26 protein-coding genes are annotated in these 25,706 nt (G+C 64.0%); 15 read left to right on the top strand and 11 right to left on the bottom strand.

Annotated elements, in window-relative coordinates; all coding sequences use genetic code 11:
* The first annotated feature begins 92 nt into the window (after positions 1-92).
* Complete coding sequence (locus tag FJ546_RS09460; RefSeq protein WP_140889078.1) at positions 93-752, top strand: TetR/AcrR family transcriptional regulator; 660 nt, start codon at positions 93-95, stop codon at positions 750-752.
* 25 nt (positions 753-777) lie between these two features.
* Here the strand turns inward: FJ546_RS09460 and FJ546_RS09455 are convergent, their stop codons facing one another.
* On the bottom strand, positions 778-1,173 hold the full coding sequence (locus FJ546_RS09455) for a cupin domain-containing protein (RefSeq protein WP_140889077.1): 396 nt from the start codon (positions 1,171-1,173) through the stop codon (positions 778-780).
* A 247-nt stretch (positions 1,174-1,420) separates the two neighbouring features.
* On the opposite strand from FJ546_RS09455, the gene FJ546_RS09450 reads away from it, so the two are divergent.
* From FJ546_RS09450 to FJ546_RS09440, 3 genes are all read left to right on the top strand, one after another.
* Complete coding sequence (locus FJ546_RS09450; RefSeq protein ID WP_140889076.1) at positions 1,421-2,950, top strand: EAL domain-containing protein; 1,530 nt, start codon at positions 1,421-1,423, stop codon at positions 2,948-2,950.
* A gap of 200 nt (positions 2,951-3,150) precedes the next feature.
* Entirely contained in the window at positions 3,151-5,202 is a 2,052-nt protein-coding gene (locus FJ546_RS09445) for an elongation factor G (protein WP_140889075.1), read from the top strand.
* Between the two features lie 726 nt (positions 5,203-5,928).
* Positions 5,929-6,426, top strand: a complete 498-nt coding sequence (locus FJ546_RS09440) for an isoprenylcysteine carboxylmethyltransferase family protein (protein ID WP_140889074.1) — start codon at positions 5,929-5,931, stop codon at positions 6,424-6,426.
* Positions 6,427-6,592: 166 nt separating this feature from the next.
* On the opposite strand, the gene FJ546_RS09435 is transcribed toward FJ546_RS09440, so the two are convergent.
* Together FJ546_RS09435 and trxB are read right to left on the bottom strand one after the other, a co-directional pair.
* Positions 6,593-7,489, bottom strand: coding sequence for a LysR family transcriptional regulator (locus FJ546_RS09435; RefSeq protein ID WP_027044146.1), 897 nt, complete (start codon positions 7,487-7,489; stop codon positions 6,593-6,595).
* Positions 7,490-7,579: 90 nt separating this feature from the next.
* A complete protein-coding gene (trxB, locus tag FJ546_RS09430) occupies positions 7,580-8,554 on the bottom strand; it encodes a thioredoxin-disulfide reductase (protein ID WP_140889073.1) in 975 nt (324 codons plus the stop codon).
* Positions 8,555-8,800: 246 nt separating this feature from the next.
* On the opposite strand from trxB, the gene FJ546_RS09425 reads away from it, so the two are divergent.
* Both FJ546_RS09425 and FJ546_RS09420 read left to right on the top strand, forming a co-directional pair.
* Positions 8,801-9,280, top strand: coding sequence for an Lrp/AsnC family transcriptional regulator (locus FJ546_RS09425; protein ID WP_032931360.1), 480 nt, complete (start codon positions 8,801-8,803; stop codon positions 9,278-9,280).
* Positions 9,281-9,520: 240 nt separating this feature from the next.
* Positions 9,521-10,315, top strand: a complete 795-nt coding sequence (locus FJ546_RS09420) for a glycosyltransferase family 2 protein (protein WP_140889072.1) — start codon at positions 9,521-9,523, stop codon at positions 10,313-10,315.
* 15 nt (positions 10,316-10,330) lie between these two features.
* Here FJ546_RS09420 and gmhB read toward each other — a convergent pair whose 3' ends face one another.
* From gmhB to FJ546_RS09390, 5 genes are all read right to left on the bottom strand, one after another.
* Positions 10,331-10,984, bottom strand: a complete 654-nt coding sequence (gmhB, locus tag FJ546_RS09415; protein WP_140889071.1) for a D-glycero-beta-D-manno-heptose 1,7-bisphosphate 7-phosphatase — start codon at positions 10,982-10,984, stop codon at positions 10,331-10,333.
* The gene (locus tag FJ546_RS09410; protein ID WP_140889070.1) at positions 10,977-11,549 is read right to left on the bottom strand and encodes an SIS domain-containing protein; all 573 of its coding nucleotides are present in this window, start codon (positions 11,547-11,549) and stop codon (positions 10,977-10,979) included. The genes gmhB and FJ546_RS09410 overlap by 8 nt, the downstream gene beginning before the upstream one ends.
* Positions 11,550-11,556: 7 nt before the next feature.
* The gene (gene rfaE1, locus FJ546_RS09405) at positions 11,557-13,047 is read right to left on the bottom strand and encodes a D-glycero-beta-D-manno-heptose-7-phosphate kinase (protein ID WP_140889069.1); all 1,491 of its coding nucleotides are present in this window, start codon (positions 13,045-13,047) and stop codon (positions 11,557-11,559) included.
* Positions 13,048-13,161: 114 nt separating this feature from the next.
* The gene (locus tag FJ546_RS09400; protein WP_140889068.1) at positions 13,162-13,794 is read right to left on the bottom strand and encodes a LysE family translocator; all 633 of its coding nucleotides are present in this window, start codon (positions 13,792-13,794) and stop codon (positions 13,162-13,164) included.
* Between the two features lie 273 nt (positions 13,795-14,067).
* Positions 14,068-14,301, bottom strand: a complete 234-nt coding sequence (locus tag FJ546_RS09390; protein ID WP_140889067.1) for a type II toxin-antitoxin system Phd/YefM family antitoxin — start codon at positions 14,299-14,301, stop codon at positions 14,068-14,070.
* A 165-nt stretch (positions 14,302-14,466) separates the two neighbouring features.
* On the opposite strand from FJ546_RS09390, the gene FJ546_RS09385 reads away from it, so the two are divergent.
* The 4 genes from FJ546_RS09385 (at position 14,467) to waaC (ending at position 17,894) form a co-directional block, all read left to right on the top strand.
* A complete protein-coding gene (locus tag FJ546_RS09385; RefSeq protein ID WP_140646725.1) occupies positions 14,467-14,799 on the top strand; it encodes a GYD domain-containing protein in 333 nt (110 codons plus the stop codon).
* 193 nt (positions 14,800-14,992) lie between these two features.
* The gene (gene rfaD / locus FJ546_RS09380) at positions 14,993-15,943 is read left to right on the top strand and encodes an ADP-glyceromanno-heptose 6-epimerase (protein ID WP_140889066.1); all 951 of its coding nucleotides are present in this window, start codon (positions 14,993-14,995) and stop codon (positions 15,941-15,943) included.
* Positions 15,916-16,923: a lipopolysaccharide heptosyltransferase II gene (waaF, locus tag FJ546_RS09375; protein WP_140889065.1), complete on the top strand. Its 1,008-nt coding sequence runs from the start codon at positions 15,916-15,918 to the stop codon at positions 16,921-16,923. Before rfaD ends, waaF begins: the two co-directional genes overlap by 28 nt.
* Positions 16,920-17,894, top strand: a complete 975-nt coding sequence (gene waaC / locus FJ546_RS09370; RefSeq protein WP_140889064.1) for a lipopolysaccharide heptosyltransferase I — start codon at positions 16,920-16,922, stop codon at positions 17,892-17,894. The genes waaF and waaC overlap by 4 nt, the downstream gene beginning before the upstream one ends.
* A gap of 31 nt (positions 17,895-17,925) precedes the next feature.
* On the opposite strand, the gene greA is transcribed toward waaC, so the two are convergent.
* Together greA and FJ546_RS09360 are read right to left on the bottom strand one after the other, a co-directional pair.
* A complete protein-coding gene (gene greA, locus FJ546_RS09365) occupies positions 17,926-18,399 on the bottom strand; it encodes a transcription elongation factor GreA (RefSeq protein WP_008877613.1) in 474 nt (157 codons plus the stop codon).
* Between the two features lie 270 nt (positions 18,400-18,669).
* Positions 18,670-19,206 (bottom strand): tetratricopeptide repeat protein, encoded by a 537-nt coding sequence (locus FJ546_RS09360; RefSeq protein WP_140889063.1) that lies wholly within the window; start codon positions 19,204-19,206, stop codon positions 18,670-18,672.
* Positions 19,207-19,348: 142 nt separating this feature from the next.
* Here FJ546_RS09360 and FJ546_RS09355 point away from each other — a divergent pair, with 142 nt between their 5' ends.
* The 5 genes from FJ546_RS09355 (at position 19,349) to FJ546_RS09330 (ending at position 24,314) form a co-directional block, all read left to right on the top strand.
* A complete protein-coding gene (locus tag FJ546_RS09355; protein WP_140889062.1) occupies positions 19,349-19,774 on the top strand; it encodes a DUF3775 domain-containing protein in 426 nt (141 codons plus the stop codon).
* 200 nt (positions 19,775-19,974) lie between these two features.
* Positions 19,975-21,018, top strand: coding sequence for an extensin family protein (locus FJ546_RS09350; RefSeq protein WP_140889274.1), 1,044 nt, complete (start codon positions 19,975-19,977; stop codon positions 21,016-21,018).
* A gap of 193 nt (positions 21,019-21,211) precedes the next feature.
* Positions 21,212-22,018: an extensin family protein gene (locus FJ546_RS09345; RefSeq protein WP_140889061.1), complete on the top strand. Its 807-nt coding sequence runs from the start codon at positions 21,212-21,214 to the stop codon at positions 22,016-22,018.
* 77 nt (positions 22,019-22,095) lie between these two features.
* The gene (locus FJ546_RS09340) at positions 22,096-22,803 is read left to right on the top strand and encodes an LssY C-terminal domain-containing protein (RefSeq protein WP_140889060.1); all 708 of its coding nucleotides are present in this window, start codon (positions 22,096-22,098) and stop codon (positions 22,801-22,803) included.
* 200 nt (positions 22,804-23,003) lie between these two features.
* Positions 23,004-24,314, top strand: a complete 1,311-nt coding sequence (locus FJ546_RS09330; protein ID WP_140889059.1) for a hemolysin family protein — start codon at positions 23,004-23,006, stop codon at positions 24,312-24,314.
* 68 nt (positions 24,315-24,382) lie between these two features.
* Here the strand turns inward: FJ546_RS09330 and FJ546_RS09325 are convergent, their stop codons facing one another.
* The gene (locus FJ546_RS09325; protein WP_140889058.1) at positions 24,383-25,705 is read right to left on the bottom strand and encodes an HlyD family type I secretion periplasmic adaptor subunit; all 1,323 of its coding nucleotides are present in this window, start codon (positions 25,703-25,705) and stop codon (positions 24,383-24,385) included.
* Position 25,706 lies beyond the last annotated feature (1 nt).

Genomic DNA, 25,706 nt, shown 5'->3' with positions numbered 1-25,706 from the left:
CCATCTATGCCACTGACCGACGGTCAGTCAATATAGATAAGTCACTTTGGAATCATTATAAAAAGCTTGTCTCAAGTGTTAGAAGCAGGGTAATGGAAATCGATAAGCCAGTGCTGCGGAAAGACCCGAACGGCGAGCCGAACCCGATGCCTGTCAACGCCAGGAAAGCACTGAAGCCACGCACCAAGCCGGCCGAGGTGCGCCGCGACGATATCTTGCGGGCCGCCACGTCGCTGTTCGTTGTCAAGGGCGTCGGCACCACGACGATCGACGAGATCGCCACGCGGGCCGAAGTCGCCAAAGGCACCTTCTATCTCTACTTCATGTCCAAGGAGGACGTCGTTGCCGCCCTGCGCGAGCGGTTCGTGGCGGGATTTCGCGCCCGCATCCTGAGTGCCATCGAGGCCTGCCCGACCGATGACTTGACCGGGCGCCTGAAGAGTTTCGTCAGCGCCGGCATCGAGGCCTATCTCGACGACCATCAGCTGCACGACGTCGTCTTCCACGACCATCGCCCCGACCAGCGCCAGACGAAAGGCGACAATCCGTTGCTAGGCGATCTCTCCGCCCTGCTGGCGGCGGGGACGAAAGCCGGCACCTGGTCGGTCGAGCAGCCGGATCTCGCCGCGATCGTCCTGTTCAACGGGCTGCACGGCGCGGTCGATCATGCCATCGAACGCGGCGTGCGCGACGGCAGCGAGCTCGCGGCAAACCTTTCCGCGCTGTTCCTCAGGATGGTGCGGCCCGAATAGGCTGCTGTCCGCGGATGGTCAGGCCTCAGCTGCCATATTGCTCGCCGGAAACCGCTTCCAGCCAATCGGCATGGACGCCGTCGCGCGCTTCCTGCATGGCGATATGCGTCATCGCCGCCTTCGGCCCGGCGCCATGCCAGTGCTTTTCGTCCGGCGCGAACCAGATCACGTCGCCTGCCCTGATCTCCTGGACCGGCCCACCCCAGGTCTGGGCAAGCCCGGCGCCCGAGGTGACGTAGAGCGTCTGGCCGAGCGGATGTGTGTGCCAGTGGGTGCGCGCTCCCGGTTCGAAGCTGACCAGTGTCGCTCTCAGTCGCGCCGGCGCCTCCGCCTCGATGATCGGCGTCTGCAGGACCCGGCCGGTGAAGTATTTTTCCGGCGCTATGATGGTCGACACGCTGCCGCAAGCAATGATCTTCATCGTCTGATCCCGAAACTGGTGGTGAAGCGACCGGCGGCAAACGCCGCTGCTGGTCGAGGCAAACGCATTGTCGGCCGATATCGCCCGAGGCGCAACCGGCTGTTTCGGCTGGCTGGCGGAAGAAGCGGTTTTCTCTCCTTAACCATGAACCTTTCGCGCATGACGGCACCGGACGAAACAATGGCGAATTCAATGTCTTTTTAACGGCTTGCCACTAGCCGTGAGCCTGCATTGCGGGGGCCGGCGGATGAGCATACTGGCGACGATCAAGGACCATAGCGGCCGGATCTATCGCGGCATCCAGGCCCTGCTTGTGCTCAGCATCGGCGCGGCCGCACTCGGCGCTTTCGACATTTCGCGCAACCTGCCCTCGGTCAGCGCCTTCGCCGTCTCGAGCCTGGCCACCGGCCTTGCCTTGCTGGCGTTGATGTACATGCGCCGCAGCGTCGTCCATAGCTTGCGCTCGGCGGCGGCGGCGGAAGCAGAAAAACATCATTTCCTGACCAGGGACGCCATGACCGGGGCGATGACGAGGCGCTACTTCCTCGAAGCGCTGCGCGACAGCCTGGGCACCATGCGCGACCGGCGCGAGGCGACTTTGCTGTTGATCGATGTCGATCACTTCAAGCAGCTCAACGACACGTTCGGGCACCAGTTCGGCGACCTGGCTCTGGTGCACCTGGTCAAGACGTCGGAACGCGTCTTTGCCGGCGGCATGGTCGGACGGTTGGGCGGCGACGAATTCGGCGTCATCATTCCGCATGGCGACCTCGCCGCCATCAACAAGGACATCAGACAATTGCTCGCTACGATGCGGGCCGGCAAATCGCATGAAGGCAAGACCATCCCGCTCTCCATCTCGGTCGGCGTGGCGCTGGCGCCGGCCCATGCCTCCAACACGGCGGAACTGATGCTGGTTGCCGACCTGGCGCTCTACGAAAGCAAGGCGACCGGCCGTGGCCGCGTCACGGTGTTCGACGAGGAGATGCTGTCCGACAAGCGCTACCGGCGCCTGGTCGAGCGCGAGTTGCGCGCGGCGGTCTATCTGGGCGAACTCGAACTGCACTACCAGCCGATCGTCAATCCGGATGGGTCCGCCTACGCTCTCGAAGGCCTGATCCGCTGGCGCCACCCAGTTCGCGGGCTGATCTCGCCGGCCGAGTTCATCCCCATCGCCGAACGCTCGACCCTGATCGACATGCTCGGCGAATGGGTATTCAAGCGGGCTTGCGCCGATGTCGGCCATTTCCCCGGGCGCCGCATCTCCATCAATGTTTCGGGCGAGCAGCTGAAGCGCGACGAGATCGTCACCATGTGCGACCGCGTGCTGAAGGAAACCGGTCGCTCGGCGACGCAGTTCATCATCGAGATCACCGAGACCGTGGCGACCGCCGCCACGCCCGAAATCCTGCGGCGCCTCGAAGCGTTGCGCGGCCTCGGCTTTCACATTGCGCTCGACGATTTCGGCACCGGCCATTGCGGCTTCAACTATCTGAAAACCCTGCCCATCGACAGCATCAAGATCGACCGCTCCTACATCCGCAGCCTCGCCCATGATCAGGTGGCGCAAATCTTCGTTTCGGCGCTGGCGCAGATCGCGCGCATCCAGGACGTCACCATCGTGGCGGAAGGCGTGGAGACCCAGGAAGAGTTCGCGCTGGCCAAGGCCGCCGGCTGCAGCCGTTTCCAGGGCTACTTCTTCGGCAGGCCGGCGCCGCGCGACAAGGTGGCGCCCTTGCGCGCCATCGATGCCGAACCCCTGGCGCTGAGCGCCTGAGACCACCACACGGCAGCGGATTTCTATTTTCCTTGCCCTGCCGGCAAACAAGTGGGACGATGCTTCAGGGCAGGTGGCAACAGGAAAAGAACCCCGCCCGCGACGGTCGAACAGGCCGGCCGCCGCTCAGGACCGACTGACCACGCCCGAACCATGCATGCCAGTCGGTCCCTAGGGAAACGCCTGAGTGGAGGTCAGCCATGGGTACTCGCGCCGGAGGACGACGCACGGGACCGAAATGCATTGCCATAGTCGGTCCCTTTGCAAGCGGTAAGACGACACTTCTCGAAGCCATATTGGCCCGCACGGGCGCCATCCCCCGACAAAATCCCGTTTCATCAGGCAGCACCGTCTCGGATCATTCGCCGGAGGCGCGCGCCCACGCCATGAGCGTCGAGGCGACGATCGCCACCACCGAATTCATGGGCGAGCAGATCACCTTCGTCGATTGTCCCGGCTCGATCGAATTCTCCTTCGAGGCCGAGCCGGTGCTGGCCGCCTGCGACCTCGCGGTGGTCGTTGCCGAGGCCGACGAAAAGAAGATCCCTGCCCTGCAGCTCATCATCCGCAAGCTCGACGATCTCGGCGTGCCGCGCATCCTGTTCCTCAACAAGGTCGACAAGGCGATTTCAGGCGTGCGCGACACGCTGAAGATGCTGCAGCCGGCAAGCTCGGTGCCGCTGCTGCTGCGCCAGATTCCGCTGCGCAAGGACGGCGTCGTCATCGGCTCGATCGATCTGGCGCTGGAGCGCGCCTACATCTACCGCGAATATGCCGAAAGCGAGGTGGCTCAGATACCGGGCGACGACAAGGCGCGCGAATTGGAGGCGCGCTTCTCCATGCTGGAAACCCTGGCCGACCACGACGACCAGTTGATGGAACAGTTGCTCGAGGAGATCGAGCCGCCGAAGGACGCGATCTTCGACGACCTCGCCGCCGATCTGCGCGAAGGCGTGGTGACGCCGGTGCTGATCGGCACCGCCGAAAAGGGCAACGGCGTGCTGCGCCTCTTGAAGGCGATCCGCCACGATGCACCCGACATCGAGGCTACCCGCAAGCGGCTTGGGGCCTCGGACGGCGGTGCCACCGTGGTCCAGGTGATGAAGACCATCCACACGCCGCATGGCGGCAAGCTGTCGGTGTCGCGCATCCTGTCCGGCCAGGTCGCCGACGGCTCCGAGCTGTGGCTGCCCGGCGGCGACACCGCCAAGGTTTCCGGCATCTACAAGATGCTCGGCAAGGATCAGTTCAAGCTCACCGCCGCCAAGGCCGGCGACACGGTGGCGCTGGGCAAGCTGGACGACGTCAAGACCGGCCAGACGCTGACCTCGGCCAAGGGCGGCACCAAACAGCTGTTCACGTTCGAGCCGCCACAGCCGGTCTTCGCCTTCGCGCTGCGGCCGAAGGAACGCAAGGACGAGGTCAAGATGTCGGCCGCCATCCAGCGGCTGGCCGAGGAAGATCCCTCGCTCAGCCTGCGCCACAACCAGGACTCGGCCGAGACGGTGCTGTCAGGCCATGGCGAAATGCATCTGCGCGTCGTGCGCGAGCGGCTGGAGGGCAAGAACCAGATCCCCGTCGAAGGCCACGCGCCGGCGGTGCCCTACCGCGAGACGATCCGCAAATCGGCGCAGCAGCGCGGCCGCCACAAGAAGCAGTCGGGCGGCCATGGCCAGTTCGGCGATGTGGTGATCGAGATCAAGCCGCTGCCGCGCGGCTCAGGCTTCCAGTTCACCGACACCATCACCGGCGGCGTCGTGCCGAAGACCTACATCCAGTCGGTCGAGACAGGCATACGCGACTACCTGAAGAACGGTCCGCTGGGCTTCCCCGTCGTCGACGTCGCCGTCAACCTGTCGGACGGCTCCTACCATGCGGTGGATTCCTCCGACATGGCCTTCCAGATGGCAGCGAAGCTCGCGATGAAGGAAGGCATGGCCGCCTGCTCGCCGGTGCTGCTGGAGCCGGTGATGAAGGTCGAGATCGTCACCCCGTCCGACGCGACGTCGAAGATCATCGCGCTGATCCCGCAGCGGCGCGGCCAGATCCTCGGCTATGACGCGCGGCCGGGATGGCCGGGATGGGATGTCGTCGAGGCGACCATGCCGCAGGCCGAGATCGGCGACCTGATCATCGAACTGCGCTCGGCGACCGCGGGCGTCGCCAGCTATCGCGCCGTCTTCGACCATATGGCCGAACTCACCGGCCGTCTCGCCGACGACGCGATGAATACCAACGGCAAGGCTGCCTGATCCTGATTTAGACGCCATCCCCTCGAACCCTTGTTCGAGGGGATAAATACCAAAAACGACGCCCGGGGAGCCGGACGTCGTTTTGTTTGCGGACCGTTTTCTCGGGAGGGGAAACGGCAGGTCCGCCGCATGTACAGTCGCCGCTTTCGGCGGAAAAGGGTTCGGACGCGGTAGCCGCCTGAGCCCGGGCCGTACGAGTGATGCCCCCATCTCCCGTCCGAACCACACCGCGTCCTAGCCTCTTCATAGCAGCGGAAGGCATCATTGTCATGTTACCAGAGGTTACATGACACTGTTACGCGGCAATTCCCGTGAAATTCCCAGCCATCCCGGTAGGGTCCGGGCAACAAAAAAGCCGGATCAGTGAAGATCCGGCTGAGTTTGATTGGAAGTGCCTGTTAAGGCTAACCTCCAGAGGGGAACACTCGAGGGCGCTAATGGGAGGAGAACGCGCCCAGGAGATGATCTATATATGTGCTCAACATGCCCAAGAAACAAGCATCTATTTTGCAACACACGCATGCAAAAAGACATAGGCTGTGGTCCAACCCATTCCAGGAGCCAATAGGACCAGCAGAATCGTCAAAAATGGGCGCTCAACCACGCAATCGTCACTACAGAAGGGTGAATCGCGACCGGTTTCGCCCCAAACCACCAAAACTACGCAATGATGTCGAAGCAGGCAGCAGACGTTCATTTCTGAGGCAATCGGAGAGAAAGCAGCCAATGCGTACGTTTTCGGCGATCGCCGGCAGCACGGCCTTCTTCATCGCGGCACCCGGCGTGGTCGCCGGGCTGGTTCCCTGGCTGCTCAGCGATCATTATCGCCTGCCGTGGTCCACCGTGCCGGGCTTTGTTCCTGCCGGCGGCGTCCTCATCGTCGCCGCGGCCGCTGTTCTGCTGCATGCTTTCGCCCGCTTCGCGCTCGAGGGGCTGGGCACGCCGGCTCCGGTCGCGCCGACGGAGAAGCTCGTGATCGGCGGCATCTACCGCCATGTCCGCAACCCCATGTATGTCGCCGTGCTGTCGATCATCCTCGGCCAGGCGCTGCTGTTCTCGAGCTGGACGCTTGTCGCCTATGCCGTCATCGGCGCTGTTGTCATGGGCTCCTTCGTCAAATTCTACGAGGAGCCGACGCTCGCCCGCCGCTACGGCGCCGACTATGAAACCTACCGCCGCAACGTCCCCGGCTGGCTGCCGCGCCTGACGCCCTGGCGCGGGTGAGCCAGCAGTGAGCAGCGCCGCCAGGGCATGTTGAGATTCAGGTCAGGCCGGGTCGAGAATGGTGGCGTCCGAGAACCGGAGCGGGAGCGTACTTTTTGGGTATGAGCGCCGGAAGCACAGGAAGCTGCCATTCGCAGGCCGGCCTCACCTGAATGCCGACATGCCCTCAAAATGACCAGCTTCTGGCCTTGGCGATAATGAAATCGCGGAACACGTGCAGCTTGGCCTGGTTCTTCATCGCGTCGGGATAGGCGAAATAGGTGTCGAAGGACGGCACCTCGGTTTCCGGCAAAAGCTGCACCAGGCCGGAGTCCTTGCTGATCACATAGTCGGGCAGCATGGCGATGCCTGCGCCGCCCTGCACGGCGCGCTTGATCGACAAGATGTCGTTGATCTGCAACGACGGCACACGTTGGCCGCCCTCGAAATCGCCGACCGTCTCCAGCCAGTTCAACTCCGACAGATGCGACGGCACCGGCAGGCCGAAGGTGACGATGCGATGGTTCCTGAGCTCCGCGACCGAGGCCGGCTTGCCATGCTTGGCGACATAGGAGGGTGCCGCATAGAGGTGGAAATGCACGGTGAACAGGCGGCGCTGGATCAGGTCCGGCTGCTGCGGCTGGCGCAGCCGGATGGCGCAATCGGCCTGGCGCATGGTGAGGTCGAGCTCCTCATTGGCGAGGATCAGCTGCAGGCTGATTTCCGGATAAAGCTCGATGAACTCCTGCACCCGCTCGGTCAGCCAGCCGGCGCCGAGGCCAACGGTTGTCGTCACGCGAAGCACGCCGGAGGGCCGGTCCTTGGTCTCGGTCAGGCGCGACTTGATGGTCTCGAGCTTCATCAGCACGTCATGCGCCGTGCGGAACAGCATCTCGCCCTGTTCGGTCAACACCAGGCCGCGCGCATGTCGGTTGAACAGCGGCACGCCGACATCGTGCTCGAGCGCACTGACCTGCCGCGAGATCGCCGATTGCGACAGGTGCAATGTCTCGGCCGCGTGCGTAAACGACCCCGCTTCCGCCGCAGCGTGAAACACGCGTAGCTTGTCCCAGTCCAACGCCATGATTCCCCTCGTTCTGTTTGGCGTCTGAATGAAAAATCAGGCTTTTACACGGCGTTTCTAAGCCGTTTTTTTAACAGTTTAAAGCGGCCGCTATTCGGCCGCTTCGCGATGCACCTCGATGCCGGCGAGATACTTTTCCGCTTCGAGTGCCGCCATGCAGCCGAGCCCAGCCGCCGTCACCGCCTGGCGGTAGACATCGTCGGTCACGTCGCCGGCCGCGAACACGCCGGGCACGTCGGTGCGGGTCGAATTCGGCGCCGTCCACAAGTAACCGTTCGGCTTCTGCTTCAGCTTGCCGGCGAACAGCTCTACCGCCGGCGCATGGCCGATCGCCACGAACACACCGTCGACCTTGAGGTGGCTTTCGACACCGGTCACCGCATGCTTGAGCTTCAGCCCTTCGACTGACGGTGGCAGCGGCGCCTTGCCGGGGCGGCCGGTGATCTCGTCGACCACCGTGTCCCAGATGACGCGGACATTGCCCTTCTGCAGCAGCCGCTCGCGCAGGATGCGCTCGGCGCGGAAGTCGCTGCGCCGATGGATGACCGTGACGCTCTTGGCGAGGTTCGACAGATAGAGCGCCTCCTCCACCGCCGAATTGCCGCCGCCGACCACCGCGACATCCTTGCCGCGATAGAAGAAGCCGTCACAGGTGGCGCAGGCCGAGACACCAAAGCCCATGAAATCCTGCTCGGTCGGAATGCCCAGCCACTTGGCCTGCGCACCAGTTGCGATGATCAGCGCGTCGGCGGTGTAGGTGGTGCCGGAATCGCCCTTGGCGCGAAACGGCCGCACGTTGAGGTCGACCTCGGTGATGATGTCGTTGATGATGTCGGTGCCGACATGCTCTGCCTGCTTCAGCATCTGTTCCATCAGCCACGGTCCCTGGATGGGATCGGCGAAGCCGGGATAGTTTTCGACATCGGTGGTGATCATCAGCTGGCCGCCTTGCTGCAGGCCGGCGACCAGCATCGGCTTCAGCATGGCGCGCGCGGCATAGACCGCCGCCGTATAGCCGGCGGGGCCGGAACCGATGATGAGAACGGGCGCGTGCTTGGTGGTCATCTAAAACCTCTGCGGGCGGACAGTGCCTTGGAAAAAGACGTGGAATTCGTGCTTAATGTAAGGGTTGCCAATCACGCCAGCAAGACGAACGGGCCGTCGTCCCCGGAAAGCTTCGGCCCAAGCGGTTATTCGCGCCGTCGCCGCTTTCGTTACCGTTCAAAAATCGCGTTGATGAGGGCTGGCGCCAACACAAAAGTCGTTTAATTACAAAATCGCGAAAGATTCTTGCGCCGAGCAGAGACCGCCATGCCCCTGAAAGCCGACCTCGACGCCATCGACTGGAAGATCCTGCGCGAGCTGCAGGCGGATGGGCGCATGACCAATGTCGAGCTGTCGAACCGCGTCGGCATTTCGGCCCCGCCCTGCCTGCGCCGGGTCAAGCGGCTGGAGGAGGCCGGCATCATCCGCGGCTACCGCGCGCTGCTCAATGCCCCGGCGCTCGGCCTCGATGTCGTCGCCTTCTGCCTGGTCGGCCTGCATCACCAGGCCGATGCCGAACTGCGCACCTTTGCCGAGCGCACGCGCGGCTGGCCGATCGTGCGCGATGCCTGGATGGTCTCGGGCGAATCCGATTTCCTGCTGCACTGCGTGGCAAGCGACCTCGGCGCCTTCCAGACCTTCGTCATCGAGGAGCTGACCTCGACGCCGAATGTCGACACGGTGCGCACCGCTCTCACCATACGCCGGGTCAAGGATGAGGGCCTGGTTTCCTTCGAACGCTCCTGAGGCGAGCGCCTGTGCGCTGGCGAATTCCTGGCCTTCGCCACACCGGCGCCGCGTTGGTATTCGACAGACGCTGATGTACAAGGCTGGACGGCTCTGCCGGACTTCGTCGCTTGGCTGACCGCTGATTGGTTTCTCAAGCGATTCCAGGAAAAGTGTGTAACGGTTTTCCGCGCGGATTTGCTTGGGTACAGATGGCGAAAGCAGCGTTGCTCTGGGGGCGGCCCGCCATGGGAGGGGACCATGACTCGATTTGCAAGCCCGGTCTCGGCGCTTATCATCTGCGTGAACGAGGCCGATATGATCGGCCCGTGCCTGGAAAGCATCGACTTCTGCTCCGAGATCATCATCGTCGATTCCGGTTCGACGGATGGCACCATCGAATGCGTGAAAAGCTATATCGCCAAGGGCTACCCGATAAAGCTGCTGCACAATGACTGGCCGGGTTTCCCCCGTCAGCGGCAATTCTCGCTCGACCACGCGACCCAGCCCTGGTGCCTTTCGATCGACCCGGACGAGCGCGTCGACGACCAGTTGCGGCAGTCGATCGTGGCCATCACGCAGGCCGCCGACGACAAGATCCGCGGCTGGTATATCCGTCGCCGCGATTGGCTGAAGGGCTATGGCTATGCCCATCGTTGGGTGCTGCACAACAGGCTGATGCGGCTTTTCCGCCGCGAAGGCGCCACCATCGATCTCACCGCGCGGGTGCACGAAGCCTTCCAGGTGCCGGCCGTGACCGGCACGATCGAAGAGGGTGTCCTGCTGCATCGCCGTGAAATATCGGTCGAGGAAGATCTCGCCCGGGCCAACGCCTATTCCAGCCTCAAGGCCATCACGCTGGTCGAAAAGGGCAAGAAGCCCGGCCTGGTGCGACTGGTGCTGTCGCCGTTCGGCAACTTCCTGAAATTCTACCTGGCCAAGCGCTATTTCCTGTGCGGCCGGCACGGCTTCGTCTACTCGATGTCGGTGATGATCTATTCCTTCGCCACCGAGGCGAAACTCTACGAAGCCTCGGGACCCAACACTCCTGCGTGAGCCGTCAGGCCGGGATCAGGAACGGTTGTCCCGGCCGAGCGCTTCAATGGCGGCGAGCAGTTCACCAAGGTCGCTGCTGCCCCGCAGGGGCCGGATGGCGAAGCCGGGCTGGACCGCGGCCTCGCCGTCGACCAGCCAGCCCTGTGCCAGACCGGCGCGCTTTCCCGCCTGCATGTCGGCAAGCTTGTCGCCGACGATCAGCGATCGCTGGAGATCGAGAGCAAGGCGTCTGCCCGCCTCGACCAGCATGCCCGGATTGGGCTTGCGCATCGGATGATCGGGGATGGCGAGTGGTCCGACGCCGGCCTCGTGGTAGGCGCAGGCAAGCACCATGTCGACGAACACGCCCTCCTCGCCCAACAACTCGAGCACGCGGCCATTCACCGCCGCAAAGGCGCTCCAGCCGAAATAGCCGCGAGCGATGCCGGACTGGTTGGTGACCACGACAACCGGGATTCCCGCCCGGTTGGCGGCCGCGATCGCCGGCAGCATCCGCGGCCTGAGCTCGATCTCGGCCGGGTCGCTGGGATAATCGGTATCGACGTTGATGGTGCCGTCGCGGTCGAGGAACAGCGCCGGCAGGTGCGGCGGGAAAATCCGGTTTCCGATCCGCTCGATCCACACGCCCGGCTCGGTCAGCGGATGTGGCGTCGCCGTCCTGTCAGCCATTGCCGAGACGCGCTTCGACCACTTCGCAGAGATGATGGTAGAGGCACAGATGCCCCTGCTGGATGATCGGCGTCGAGGTCGAAGGCACGTTGAGCAGGATGTCGCACAGCCGCTTGAGTTTGCCGCCGGTGTCGCCGGTCAGGCCGATCACCGTCATGTCCATCATCCGCGCCTGTTCGGCGGCGGCCAGGATGCTCGGCGAATTGCCGCTGGTCGAGATCGCCAGAAGCACGCCTCCGGCCGTGCCATGCGCCTCGACCTGGCGCGAGAACACCGTGTCGAAGCCGTAATCATTGCCCCAGGCCGTCAGCACCGCTGCATTGGCCGGCAGCGCGATGACATTGTAGGCCTTGCGCTCCTTGAGGAAGCGGCCGACCAATTCGCCGGCTATGTGGATGGCGTCGCTCGCCGAACCGCCATTGCCGGCGATCAGCAAGGCCTTGCCCGATGAAAGCGCCGTCACCACGGCGCTCGCCGCCCGCTCCATCTCGCCGGTCAGGTCACGCTCGACCATCGCCGTGATCGCGGCCGCCGAGCGGACCAGATAGTTGTTCAGTTCAGACATCAAAACCTCAGCTTGTAGGGCCGGCGCGTAATTTGCCGATGGTGCCGGTGGTGCTCTTGCCGGCGACGAGATCGACCAGCACGACGCGCCCGCCGGCCTTCTGCACCACGTCGGCGCCGACCACGGTGTCGATCGTATAGTCCGCGCCCTTGACCAGGATGTCGGGCAGCAGCGCCTCGATCAACGCCAGCGGCGTATCTTCCTCGAACACAACGACGGCATCGACCGAGGCAAGGGCCGCGAGCACGCAGGCGCGGTCGTGCTGGTCGTTGACCGGACGGCCCGGCCCTTTCAGTCGCCGCACCGAAGCATCGCTGTTGAGGCCGAGCACCAGCCGGTCGCACTGGCTGCGCGCCGCGTGCAGCAGGCTGACATGGCCGGCATGCAGAATATCGAAGCAGCCATTGGTGAAGCCGACGCTCAGGCCCTCTTCCTTCCAGGCCGCCACCATGCGCGCGGCCGATGCGGCATCGAGGATGGCATCCTTGTGGGCGGTCGGTCCGTGCGAGCGAAACAGCGCCCCGGTCAGCTCCTCGACCGTCAGCCGCGCGGTGCCGCGTTTTCCGACCACGACGCCGCCGGCGGCATTGGCGATCGAGGCCGCCGCGACGGGATCGGCTCCCGATGCAAGCGCCAGCGCGAACGTCGCGATCACCGTGTCGCCGGCGCCCGAGACATCGAACACTTCGCGCGCCTGGGTGGCGATATGGCGCGCCTCGACCGGGCCGACGACGCTCATGCCCTTTTCACTGCGCGTGGCGACGACGAAGTCGAAACCATGCGCCGAAATCAGTTCGCGCGCCGCAGCCACGATCTCGTCATCGGCGAACACCGCGTGGCCGACCGCCTCGCCAAGCTCCTTGCGGTTGGGGGTGATGGCGGTCGCGCCGGCATAGCGCGCATAGTCGCGGCCCTTCGGATCGACCAGCACCGGCTTGCCCGCCTCGCGGCAGATGGCGATGAGTTCGGCGGCGACGCCGTCGAGCAGGATGCCCTTGCCGTAATCGGACAGGATGACGATATCGGCCCCCGCCAGTGCCGCGCGGAAATGCCGGATCAGCCCTGCCCGCTCCGCGTCGTCCAGTGGCTTGATCTCTTCCTCGTCGAAGCGCAGCACCTGCTGGTTGAGCGCGCTGAAGCGGCTCTTCGACGACGTCATGCGGCCGCGCTGCTGTGAAAGCCCCGCCGTCTCGGCGCCAAGCTCGCCGAGCATCCGCACCAGGTTGTCGCCGGCGGTGTCCGTGCCGATCACCGAAACCGGGATGGCCCGCGCGCCAAGCGAGACGATGTTGGCCACGACATTGCCGGCGCCGCCCATGGCTGAGGTCTCGCCGCGCCCATGCAGCACAGGGATCGGCGCCTCGGGCGAAATCCGCTCGATGACGCCGTTGACGAAGCGGTCGAGTATAAGGTCGCCGACCACCAGCACGGTGACGCCGCCAAAGCGGGCAATGGCGCGGTGCAAGGGTTCGGGAGAAGGCGGATTGTGCTTGATCATGTCATTGGCAACGCGCGGGGAAAAACAGTCGCTGAAACATATGGGGTGTCGGCTGGCGGTCGTTCATGCCTGCCGATATACCGCAATTCGAACCGGCGCAACGGCGGCGCCGCGTCAGCTCTTCTGCAGGGCAACGTGGACGCCGAGCCCGACCAGCACGGCCCCGCCGGCCCGCTGCATCAGCCGCTGCGCCCGGCTCGAACGCCGCAGCCGGCCGATGACGAGGCCGGCCAGGAACACGCAGACGATGTCGGCCGAGGAGAACATCAGGTTGACGATGGTGCCCAGCACCACGAATTGCAGCCACACCGGGAGGGCCGCGGAGGCATCGATGAACTGCGGCAGGAACGCCATGAAGAAGATCGCGGTTTTCGGATTGAGCACCTCGACGGTGATGCTTTCGAAAAAGGCGCGGCGGGCCGATTTCCGCTCGATGGCGGGCAGCGCCACATCGCCTTCCACGCGCTTGCGAAACAGCGAGATGCCGAGCCAGATCAGGTAGAGCGCGCCGATCAGCTTGACCGCCATATAGAGCGGCGGCACGGCATGGAACAGCACCGACAGGCCGGCGGCGGCCGCAAAGACATGGACATAGCCGCCGAGATGGATGCCCAGTGCCGCCGTCAGTCCCGACCAGCGCCCGCGCGCCATCGTCTGCGCCGCCGCATAAAGCATGGCCGGACCGGGGATATAGGCGAAGATCGCCGTGGTGGCGAAGAACGCAATGAGCAGTTCGGTCGACGGCATTTTCTGTCCCTTATGATCCTGCCCTGCCCATTGCAGGCCGTTCAGTCTGCCCGTGGGGTGGCTTTGGATTGGCCTGCGCGAACAGCCGCAATGAAAGCCGACATGACTTTTTTGTGGAATGACGGACTGAAGGCGCCGATGCGCGCACCCGGTTCGAAATAGGCCGACGATTCCAGAATATCGTGGTTGTACTCGTCGACTATGACCCAAAGGGGGATAGGGTCAAGGCCGGCGCGGCGGCGTTCAATTTCCGGAACGCCACCGGCTACGCGATCACGGCCCGGCTGCGTAGGCGTACTCCTCGAGCATCTCGACATGTTCCGATGGTGCATCCTCCGCCGCGTAAGTGCGGCGGCTGTCGTTGGCGAAGCGAGCCTCGTAAGCCTCGATGCTCATCAGGACATATCTCGGCTTGTTGTGGCGAGTGATAGACACGGGTTCCTGGCTGGCCGCCGCGAGCACATCGCCGAGATTCTGTTTCAGATCGGTGGATGGATAGTGTTTCATCAGACACTCCGTTCCGCCCGTAATAGACAAAATAGACAAGTTTGAAAGCACAAGACGGTGCGACTGCCGGTAGTGTCTCAGCTTGAAATCCGGCGGCCTTGACGCCGCTGTCGCGCCAGCCGGCGAACTCCTATATGCTTACCGGGAAGCAGGGAGGATAAGGCTATGCCACTATACCTAACCCGGTTCAGCTACACGCCGGCCACATGGGCTAAGCTCATCAAGAACCCAGAGGACCGCCGAGAGGCGGCGAAGCAGTACATAGAATCGGTTGGCGGAAAGTTGCATGGCTTCTGGTATGCCTTTGGTGAGCACGACGGCTATAATTTGTGGGAGGCTCCGGACAACGTGTCGATGGCGGCCACGGCGCTCGCGATCGGCTCGGGCGGAGCGCTGAGTTCCATACAGACGACTGTCCTCCTGACCGTGGAGGACACGCTTGCAGCGCTGCAAAAGGCATCATCGATTAAATATCGACCGCCTGGAGAACAAGCCTAATTGTCAACCGGACCTAGAGGCCAGTAGCGCCCGCCGATGTGATCGGCAACGCCGTCGGCGTCATGAAGCGCGGCCTCTACAAAATGTCAGCCGCCGAAATTTCAAACTGAGACGCTGCCCGACCGCCTGCTTTGTCGACAGCCCGGCTGGCCTCCCTTATAAGGACCGGAATCGCAAGCAACCAGAGGCCTTCATGATCATCGTCACGGGCGGCGCCGGCATGATCGGCTCCAACATCGTCGCCGCGCTCAATGCCGAGGGCCATGACGACATTCTCGTCGTCGACGATCTCACCGACGGCCACAAGATCGCCAATCTCGCCGATTTGAAAATAGCCGACTATCTCGACAAGGATGAATTCCTGCCGCGCATCGAGCACGGGTCGCTCGGTCGTGTCGAGGCCGTGTTCCACCAGGGTGCCTGCTCGACCACCACCGAGTGGGACGGCAAGTTCATGATGGAGGTGAATTTTGCTTATTCGAAGCGGCTGCTGCATGCCTGCCAGGCACTGCGCGTGCCCTTCCTCTACGCCTCCTCGGCTTCCGTCTACGGTGGCGGTTCCGAGTTTCGCGAGGAGCCGGCGCTCGAGCGGCCGCTCAACGTCTACGCCTATTCGAAGAAGCTGTTCGACGACTATGTCAGGCGCACCGTCTTCGACACCGACCATTCGCAGGTCGCCGGCCTGCGCTATTTCAACGTCTATGGCCCGCGCGAGGCGCACAAGGGCGCCATGGCCTCGGTCGCCTTCCATCTGTTCAACCAGGTCGAGCGCGGCGAGAATCCGAAACTGTTCGGCGCCTATGACGGCTTCGGCCCCGGCGAACAGAGCCGCGACTTCATCCATGTCGGCGATGTCGCCGACGTCAATCTGTGGCTGTGGAAGCGCGGTTCCAGCGGCATCTTCAACTGCGGCACCGGCCGCGCCCAACCGTTCCGCGCCATCGCCGAAACCGTCATCGATACGCTGGGCAAGGGCGAGATCGAGTTCATCCCCTTCCCCGACCACCTCAAGGGCAGCTACCAGAGCTTCACGCAAGCTGATATGTCCCGTTTGCGCGCAGCCGGTTACAACGGCCAGTTCCGGACAGTGGAAACCGGTGTCAGAGACTATGTCGAATGGCTGAAAGCCCAACGATCCTCGTGATCGGTCCACGCTGGGTGGGCGACATGGTGATGGCGCAGTGCCTGTTCTCGGCGCTGAAGGAGCTCCATCCCAACGCCGCGATCGATGTGCTGGCGCCGGCCTGGGCGGCACCGCTGGTCAAGCGCATGCCCGAGATCCGCCAGCAGATCGATTTCCCGCTGAAGCCCGGCGCGCTCGAATTCACCCATCGCCGCCGCTTCGGCCGCCTGCTGCGCGGCCGTTACGACATGGCCTATGTCCTGCCAGGCAGCTGGAAATCGGCGCTGATCCCGTTCTTTGCCCGCATTCCGCGCCGTGTCGGCCATCTGCGCGAGATGCGCTATGGATTGCTGACCGACATCGTGCCGCTGCCGGACGCCGTGAAACGGCGCACCGCGCAAGCCTATTTCAGTCTCGCCAGGGGCGGCAGTTTTCGCGCGCCCCATCTGACCGTGGATGCCGGCAACCAAGCTGTCTTGCTCGACCGTTTCGGGCTGGCGCGGCAGGAATTCGTCGCCCTGATGCCTGGCGCCGAATTCGGCCCGGCCAAGCGCTGGCCGAGCGAAAGCTATGCCGGCCTTGCCCGCGAGTTCATGGACAAGGGCCTGAAGGTCGCCCTGTTCGGTTCGAAGAACGACCGTGACGTCACCGCCGAGATCGCTGCCCTTGCCCCCGGCGTCGTCGACCTCGCCGGCCAGACACGTCTGGAGGACGCCATCGACCTGATCGCCGCGGCAAGGCTGGCTGTGTCCAACGACAGCGGGCTGATGCATGTCGCTGCGGGCGTCGGCACGCCGATCGTCGCCGTCTACGGCTCGACCTCGCCCGAAAACACGCCGCCGCTGGCGGAACGGCGCGAGCTGGTCTGGCTGCACCTCTCCTGCTCGCCCTGCCACCAGAAAATCTGCCCGCTCGGCCATCTCAACTGCCTGAAGACATTGGAAGTCGGCCAAGTCGCGGCGGCAGCAGAGCGGCTGCTGGAATTCCCGGCCGCGGCATGAAGGTCCTCATCGTCAAGACATCGTCCATGGGTGATGTCATCCACACCTTTCCGGCCGTCGAGGATGCCAGCCTGCAGCGGCCCGACGTTTCCTTCGACTGGTGCGTCGAGGAGGCGTTTGCCGGCATCGTCGCCCTGCACCCAGCGGTCGGCAGGATCCATACCGTGGCCATCCGGCGCTGGCGCAAGGCGCTTTTCAGCGACAGCACCTGGCGCGAGGCGGCCGCGCTGCGCCGAACCTTGCGTGAATGCCGCTACGATCTGGTCATCGACGCACAGGGCCTGCTGAAATCGGCCCTGGTGGCGCGGCAGGCGCGCGCACCGATCGCCGGCTTCGACCGGTCGAGCGCACGCGAACCCTCGGCGACCCTGTTCTACGACGTCACCTACGGCGTGCCGCGCAACCTGCACGCCATCGAGCGGACGCGACGGCTGTTCGGGCTGGCGCTTGGCTATCAGCCCGATCTGTCGACGCTCGCTTCAGGCATCGTGCCGCCACCCGGCGCTCTCGCCGGCATCACCGGAAAAACCGCCTTCCTGTTGCACGGCACCAGCCGCGAGGACAAGAAATGGCCTGTCGAGGACTGGATCGGGACCGCCCGCCTGCTGGTCGAGCGCGGCATGATGCCGGTCACCACCTGGTCGAACGAACGTGAGAAGTCCGTTGCCGAAGCCATCGCCAGGACGGTGCCGTCCACGGTCGTGGTGCCAAAATCGCCGCTGGCCGACATCGCCGCCATCCTCGGCCGCTCGACGCTGGTCATCGGCGCCGACACCGGCCTGACCCACCTCGCCAGCGCCTTCGGCCTGCCGACGGTTGCTGTGTTTTTGGCGACGGAGCCGGGTTTGACGGGTCCGCGTGGGCAATTTGCGTCGACACTGCTGGCCGCGCCTGGTGGACGTCTGACGCCCGTGGAGGTGGTGGCGGAAGCCGGGAGGCTGCTAAATCTTAAATTGCAGGCGCCGGCTTAGGGCCTTTTCAGAGTAGAATTATCAAAAGGCCCTAAATAAACTGCACCTGGACGATCTCATACCCCCGTGCGCCGCCGGGCGCATTGACCTCGATGGCGTCGCCGACTTCCTTGCCGATCAATGCCCGCGCGATCGGCGAGGAGATCGAGATGCGGCCGGACTTCACGTCGGCTTCCTGGTCGCCGACGATCTGGTAGGTCTTCTTTTCCTCGGTGTCCTCGTCGACCAGCACGACGGTGGCGCCGAACTTGACCTTGTCGCCGCTGAGCTTGGTGACGTCGATCACCTCGGCGCGCGCGATCAGGTCCTCGAGCTCGTTGACGCGGCCCTCATTCAGGCTCTGCGCCTCCTTGGCGGCGTGGTATTCGGCATTTTCGGACAGGTCGCCATGCGAGCGCGCCTCGGAGATCGCCTCGATGATGCGCGGCCGCTCTTCCTGCTGGCGCCAACGCAGTTCTTCCTTCAATGACGCGAACCCCTCGCCTGTCATCGGGACCTTGTTCATGATGCCTGACCTTTCCTGCCGCCACCCCCGCGTTTCGGGGGAAGCCTTGTCGTTGGGTACAAAAAGAAAACGGTCCGGCAGCCTCGGGCTAACGGAACCGTTTCACCGCAATTTCCCCCAATATAGCAATCTTCGCGGGTTTTTCACGCCCAAAAATCGGTTTTGCAAAAATCATCCCCGCTTTCACCAGAGGAGGTGGCTGGTGAGGCGGGCGGCAACAAAAACGGCCGTGATCGCTCGCGGCCGCTTTGATAAGCCTGGGAGCCTTGATCAGCTCCGCATGAAATGCTCGATCTGCTCGGACAGCATGCCGTATTCGCGCGAGCCCTTGCCGGTGCGCTTCTCGATTTCCATCAGCTGCTGCTGGGCGCCGGCGAGATCGCCTATCTGCAGATGCGCCTCGCCGAGATATTCGCGCACCAGCGTGTAGTTCGGGTCGATGCGCAGCGCTTCCTCGTAATAGCCGAGACCGACAGTCACACGGCCGGAATGGCGGTGCGAATAGCCGAGATAGTTGAGGATGCGCGGATCCTGCTTGTTGGCGGCAAGGGTGAGCACCGAGATCGCCTCGTCATAGCGCCCGGCCATCGCCAGCGCATGGCCTGCATCATAGATGCTGTCGTCGTCCAGCATGCCTTCCTGAGGGGCGACACACTTTTTCTTCTTCTTGTCCCAGACCTCTCCCTTCTTGCACTGGGTGACAGTCTGGTCGCTGCCACCACTACTGCCCGCCGCGAATACCGGGACAGCGAAGAACTGCAGCGCGACAAGGGCAGTCGCGGTCTGGATCAGCATTCTTTTGTGCATCAAAGCCTCCTTGAGGGGTGAGAATGCAACACTAACGCCAAGCGTCCCGCGTTTCATCCCGGAAAAAATCACGTGGAGAACATCAGGTGACGGAGGCCGGAAATCCGCTATCATCCAGGCAAACGACTGACGGAGACGGCCCGTGCAGCGGCGGCTTGAAAAGGACTGGGATCTTACGATCGGGCCCGATACCGTGCGCCTCTTCATCCTCAAGGCCAAGGCGTTGAGCGCCGCCGTCAACGAGGACTATGCCGACGGTGCCGAACACGAGATCGAGTTCGACGGCGACACGCACGACAATCATCACCATGACGGCCTGGCCGAGGAAAGTTCGGAAAACCTGACCGAAGAGGAACTGCGCGAGCTGATCAACGACCTCAATGTCGATGAAGCCGCCGAACTGGTCGCGCTCGCCTGGGTCGGCCGTGGCGACTATGACGCCTCGGAATGGGTGGACGCCGTGACGGCGGCGCGCGAACGCGCCAACAAGCGCACGGCCAAGTACCTGCTTGGCATGCCGCTGCTCGCCGACTGGCTGGAGGAAGGCCTCGAAGCGATCGGCGCGTAACGCCGCGGTAACCGATTGTGATCGGCGCAAAGCGTTCGTCGAGGCAACTTTCAGCACGCCGGCTCCGTTTCGGAGCGATGGCAACGCTAAGCTTTTCCCGACTTTGCACCTTGGCGCTGCTTCTGGCGGCTGCGGTCCTGCTGGCGACACCGGCCGACGCCAGACATCGTCACAGGCATTTCCAGCCGCTATCCCCTCGGATGGATCAGTCGTCGACGCAGCGTCTGGACCAGCCGCGAAGGCCGAGGGTCAAGCAGCGCGTGAGAGCGCGGGGCAAGCAGCAGCCAAAGCAGACGCCACAAGAAACGCCGGAGCAGCAGACCTCGCCCGCAGAGGTTCCAGTGCCGGAGCCGCGTCCCACGGATGCGCCAAAGGGCGACGCCGCACCGGCGGAAGAGCAAAAGACGGAAGGTCCAGGGGGCCCGGACGCCTCCAACCAGCTCAATGAGGAAAAGTCTCGTCAGGCAAAGCAGGCACATCCCGAGCCCCCCGAACCTTCGTCCCGAGAGCCGTCAACCGAAACGGAAAGCGAGCCGGAGCCGCCAGCCGAGGTGCCGATCCCGACACAAAGGCCCGACACTACGGAACCAGAGGTTCAGCCCCCGGCGGTTGCGCCACAGCCGCCTGAAAAACCGGCGGATGCCGGCGACCAGCAGATGATTCCCGACCCACGCTCGGCCGACCGGCCCGGAGAAAAGATGCCCGCCGAGGAAGTCGCCTGCCGCGATCGGCTGAAGGCGCTCGGCGTCGAATTCGAGGAGCACAGTGCGGAAAGCAATCCCGAAATCGGCTGCTCGATCCCCTACCCCGTGGTGCTGAAGAGCCTTGGCAAGTCGATCGCCATCGCCCCCGGCACCGAGCTCAACTGCCCGATGGCCGAAGCGGCGGCGCGGTTTGCCGCCGAAATCGTCCAGCCGGCGGCGAAAGCCGAATTCGGCGCCGACCTCAAATCCATCGGCCAGGCATCCGCCTTCGTCTGCCGTCCGCGCCACGGCACCGGGAAACTGTCCGAGCACGCCTTCGGCAATGCACTCGACATCGCCAGCTTCACCTTGTCCGACGGCAGGAAGATCGAGGTCGGCCCGACGCCACCCGAGAAGGATGCCAAATTCCTCAACGCGGTGCGCAAGGCCGCCTGCGGTCCATTCAAGACCGTGCTCGGACCGGGCGCCGACGCCGACCACGGGCTGCACTTCCACCTCGATCTCGAGCCGCGCAGGCATGGCGGCACGTTCTGCCAGTAGGCCCTCAAGGATCCCCGCCGCATTTTCGCCGCAGGCGTGAACGCGGGCGCTGAGTTTTCCTTTACCCTTGATCGTTAAAATGCCGGATATCCGGCCATGATCCCGAAAAGTGGCAACCGGTTTTCGGAAGGGATCATGACCAGGCAAAAGGTAGAACCTGATCGGGATCAGGTTCGGGGACAGGATTCCGCCAATGGCCGGCAAAATTCGCGCCGTGTTTTTCGCCACCGCGCGCCGATCGAAACCCGCGACGCTGCTGGCTGCCGGCCTTACCCTCGCGGCGGTTTCGGCCTGCAACACCGGCAGCGTGCTGTCGCTGCAGCCGGCGGTCGATGTCGGCGCGCAAACCGCGGCCGTGCCGCAATATACCGGCATGCAGCGGCTTGTTCCCTCCAATCCCTACATGACGCAGGCCGCCTATCCGCGCATGGATGAGCCGATGTCGCCGGTCGAGCAGATACCGGCCAGCGAAGTCGATTGCCGCCAGCAGCTGAAGCGCCTCGACGTCGCCTATACCGACCTGGCGCCGATCCATGAAGGCCAGTGCGGCATCGACTATCCGGTAAAGGTCACGGCCGTCGGCGGTGTCGAGATGAAGCCCGCAGCGACGCTGACCTGCGACATGGCCGCCACCTTTGCCGCCTGGACGAAGAACGAACTCGTTCCCTCCGCCCGCTGGCGCTACTTCTCCGGCGTCAAGACCATCCACCAGGGCTCGAGCTATTCCTGCCGCAACATCGCCGGCGAAGGTGTTTTGTCCGAGCACGGCAAGGGCAATGCGCTCGACGTGATGAGCATCGAACTCAACAACGGCGACGACATCGACGTGCGCAAGCCCGGCCTGTTCGCCTTCCGCACGCGCGGCTTCCTCAACAATGTGCGCGCCGATGGCTGCCAGTATTTCACCACCGTGCTGGGACCCGGCTACAATTACGACCACCGCAACCATTTCCATTTCGACATCAAGAACCGCAGGAACGGCTATCGCGCCTGCCGGTAGCATCAGCGCACATGGACCTTCTGCCAGCGGCCCGCGACTCCGCGTAGAGTGACGCTGGAGTGGTCGGGCGACGGCGGATGAGCCAGCGAAGTATTGGGCGACGTGTTGCGATTGGGATGGCGGCCTTCTTGGCCGCCTGGGTCGTGCTCGCCTATGTCGCGGCGCCGGAATTCTGGACGTTCCGCGAGCGCGGCTTCCGCGACCAGCGCTTCGAAATGGTGACGCACACGCCGCAAGGCATTCCAGGCGACCCGATCAATGTCGGCCTTGTCGGCACCGAGAGGGAAGTGGTCCATGCCTTCGCCATTGCCGGTTGGGATACAGCCGACTCGGTCACTTTGAGAACCGCAATCGACATCGGCGAAAGTGTGTTGTTTTCCCGCCCCTATCCCGATGCGCCGATGAGCCGCCTGCTGTTCGAGGGCCGCGCCCAGGATCTCGCTTTCGAAAAGCCGGTGGGCGACAGCGCCGACCGGCGCCATCACGTGCGTTTCTGGCAGACCGATACGGTCGGCGACGACGGCCGTCCGCTCTGGCTGGGTGCCGCCAGCTTCGATCGCGGCGTCGGCCTCAGCCACGACACTGGTGCCATCACCCATCACATCGCTCCCGACATCGACGCCGAACGCGACTTCCTGATCGGCGACCTCAACGCGGCCGGCCTGCTGGCATCGACCAGCGACATGGCGGGCATCGGCGCCACCAGGACCCGCCGCAATGGCGGCGGCGACCCCTATTTCACCGACGGCAAGGCAATCATCGGCGTGCTGAAGCAGCAGCAGTGATCGGACGGCGAGGTCAGCTCGTGCGGATCACGATCTTGCCGAACGGCCCGGGTGCGATAGTTGTCGCCCAAAAGTGGCTCCGGTTTTGGGATAACGACATGCATCAGCACAAAGACTGAAAGCGGCCCGCGTGTAATCCATTTGCGCGTGACGCGCTTTCACTATTTTCGAGCGGCCCGCCGCAATGCTATTGAGCCCTCATGCTATACGTCGAAATCGCAATCGTGGTCGTCCTCATCTGCGTGAACGGCCTTCTGGCAATGTCCGAACTCGCCATCGTTTCTTCGCGCCCGGCACGGCTCAAGGCGATGATCGACCGTGGCGTCAACGGCGCCGGCCGGGCGCTGGATCTTGGCTCCAATCCGGGCAAGTTCCTGTCCTCGGTGCAGATCGGCATCACGCTGGTCGGCGTGCTCTCCGGCGCCTTCTCCGGCGCCACGCTGGGCGACCGGCTGTCCGTGTTCCTGGCTTCGGCGGGCATGCGCGAAAGCGTCGCCGATCCGCTCGGCGTCGGCATCGTCGTTGCCATCATCACCTATTTTTCGCTGATCGTCGGCGAACTGGTGCCCAAGCAGATCGCGCTGCGCGACCCCGAGCGCGTCGCCGCCCGGGTGGCGCCGGCCATGACCATCCTCGCCACCATCTCGGCGCCGCTGGTGTTCCTGCTCGACATTTCCGGCCGCGCCATATTGTGGCTGCTTGGCCAGCGCGGCGAAAGCGAGGAGAAGGTCACCGACGAGGAGATCAAGATGCTGGTCGCCGAGGCCGAGCATCACGGCACCATCGAATCCGACGAGCGGCGCATGATCGCCGGCGTCATGCGGCTCGGCGACCGCGCCGTGCGCGCGGTGATGACGCCGCGCACCGAGGTCGACTGGATCAACCTGCAGTCCGACGACACGACGATCCGCAAGCTCCTCATGGAAACGCAGCATTCGCGCCTGCCGGCGGGTGACGGCGGCGTCGATGTCATGGTCGGCGTCGTCCAGACCCGCGACGTGCTGGCGGCGATTCTTGCCGGCCGCACGCTCGACCCGCGCAAGCATGTGCGCGCCGCCCCCATCGTCTACGACCAGGCCGACGCGCTCGACGTGCTGCACAAACTCAAGGAATCCGACGTGCCGATGGCGCTGGTGCATGACGAATACGGCCATTTCGAAGGCATCGTCACGCCGGCCGATATTCTCGAAGCCATCACCGGCGTGTTCCGCGCGGATCTCGATGCCGGCGACGAGGAAAACGCCGTCAAGCGCGAGGACGGCTCATGGCTGCTCGCCGGCTATATGCAGGCCGACGAGATGGCCGAGATTCTGGGCTTCGACCTGCCCGAAAACCGCGACTACGAGACCGTCGCCGGCTATGTGCTTTCGCACATGCACCATCTGCCGGCGACCGGCGAATGCGTCGACGCGCAAGGCTGGCGCTTCGAGGTGGTCGACCTCGACGGTCGCCGCATCGACAAGCTGATCGCCACCCGCCTGTCCGGCACCCACCGCGAGGCGGTGCGGTGATTGTCTGAATGTCGGCTTTGCGCCCTGGTCATTGACGGTTGGCCTGCGGATTGCGCGACCGGCGACAGCTACCGCTCCGTGAACGCGCGAGCGAAGGAATCGAGCATCGGCCGTGCCAGATACTCGAAGAAAGTCCGGTCGCCAGTGTTGATGAACGCCTCGACCGGCGTTCCGGGATAAAGCTGCTCGGGCTTCACGCCGGGCGGCAGGTCAGCGGCAATCCTAAGTTTGACGCGAAAATAGGGCTCATGCGTGGCCTCGTCGACGAGCCGGTCCGCGGAAATCTGTGCCACGATGGCTGAAACCTCGGGGGTGAGCCGCATGTTCAAGGCGGACAGTCGCAGTTTCGCCGATTGGCCGACACGGACCTGATCGACGTCCTTCGGCCGCAGCCTTGCATCGACAATCAGCCCCGGTGCCGTAGGCAGGATCTCCATGATCTTCTCACCGCGGGCAATCACGCTGCCCTTGGCATTATAAGTCGAGGACACCACGATGCCCGCGGCCGGTGCCTTGATCGTCGTCCGCCGCAGCACCGCCTCGGCCGCCCTGATCTGTTCCTCGATGTCGGCCAGGTTGGAGCGAACCTCGTCCAGCTTCGTCAGCGCCTCTTCCACGCGTTGCGTGGTCAGGCGCTCGGTCTGCTCCTGGGCTTCGACGATCTGGGTGTTGGCCGCCGCCAGATTGGCTTCCAGCGCCCCGGCCTGCCCGACGAGATCGGCCTCGCTGCGCAAAAGCTGCGAGTATTCGGTACGATTGGTGAGGCCCTTGTCCAGCAGGCCGGCTTTGATGCCGAGTTCCTTCTTCACGATCTCGGCTTGTTGCTGAACGGCCTCTTTCTGGGACTGCAACCCCACCATGGACTGCCGATGCATGGCTACGCGTTGGGCGAGGATCGATTGTTCCGATCGGAACCGGGCGAGTCTGGCATCGAATTCTTTTTGCTGCTCTCGAATCAGGGCTTCGAAATCGGCCTGGAGCTGTGCCGGCGCCGGTTTGGTGATTGGCGCCAGCCTGTCCAACCCGTCGCGTTCCGCCTCCAGCCGCGCCGCACCCGCCCTGAGCGCGATCGACTGTCTCGTCAGCCGGTTGAGCTCGGTCTGCGCGGCTGTCGGATCCAGCACGATCAGATCCTGGGCCTGTTGCACGCGATCGCCGTCATGGACCAGCAACGCCTCGATGATGCCGCCGTCGGGATGCTGGATCAGGATGTTTCCGCCGGTCGCCGAGATCGTGCCCTGCGTGATCACCGCTCCGGACAAGGGCGCGCTGGCAGCCCAATAGCCACAGCAACCCACCAACAGCGCCGTTGCCGCGTATCCGGCGAATGCCACGCGCCTTATGTTGGTACGCGGGTTGCCCTCCTCCCAGGCGAGGCTCTGCACGGCCATC

The organism is Mesorhizobium sp. B2-4-19 (assembly GCF_006441315.1).
In the GTDB taxonomy this organism is placed as follows: domain Bacteria; phylum Pseudomonadota; class Alphaproteobacteria; order Rhizobiales; family Rhizobiaceae; genus Mesorhizobium.
The sequence above is the reverse complement of the archived record's forward strand: the minus strand, read 5'-3'. Positions and strand labels throughout refer to the sequence as shown.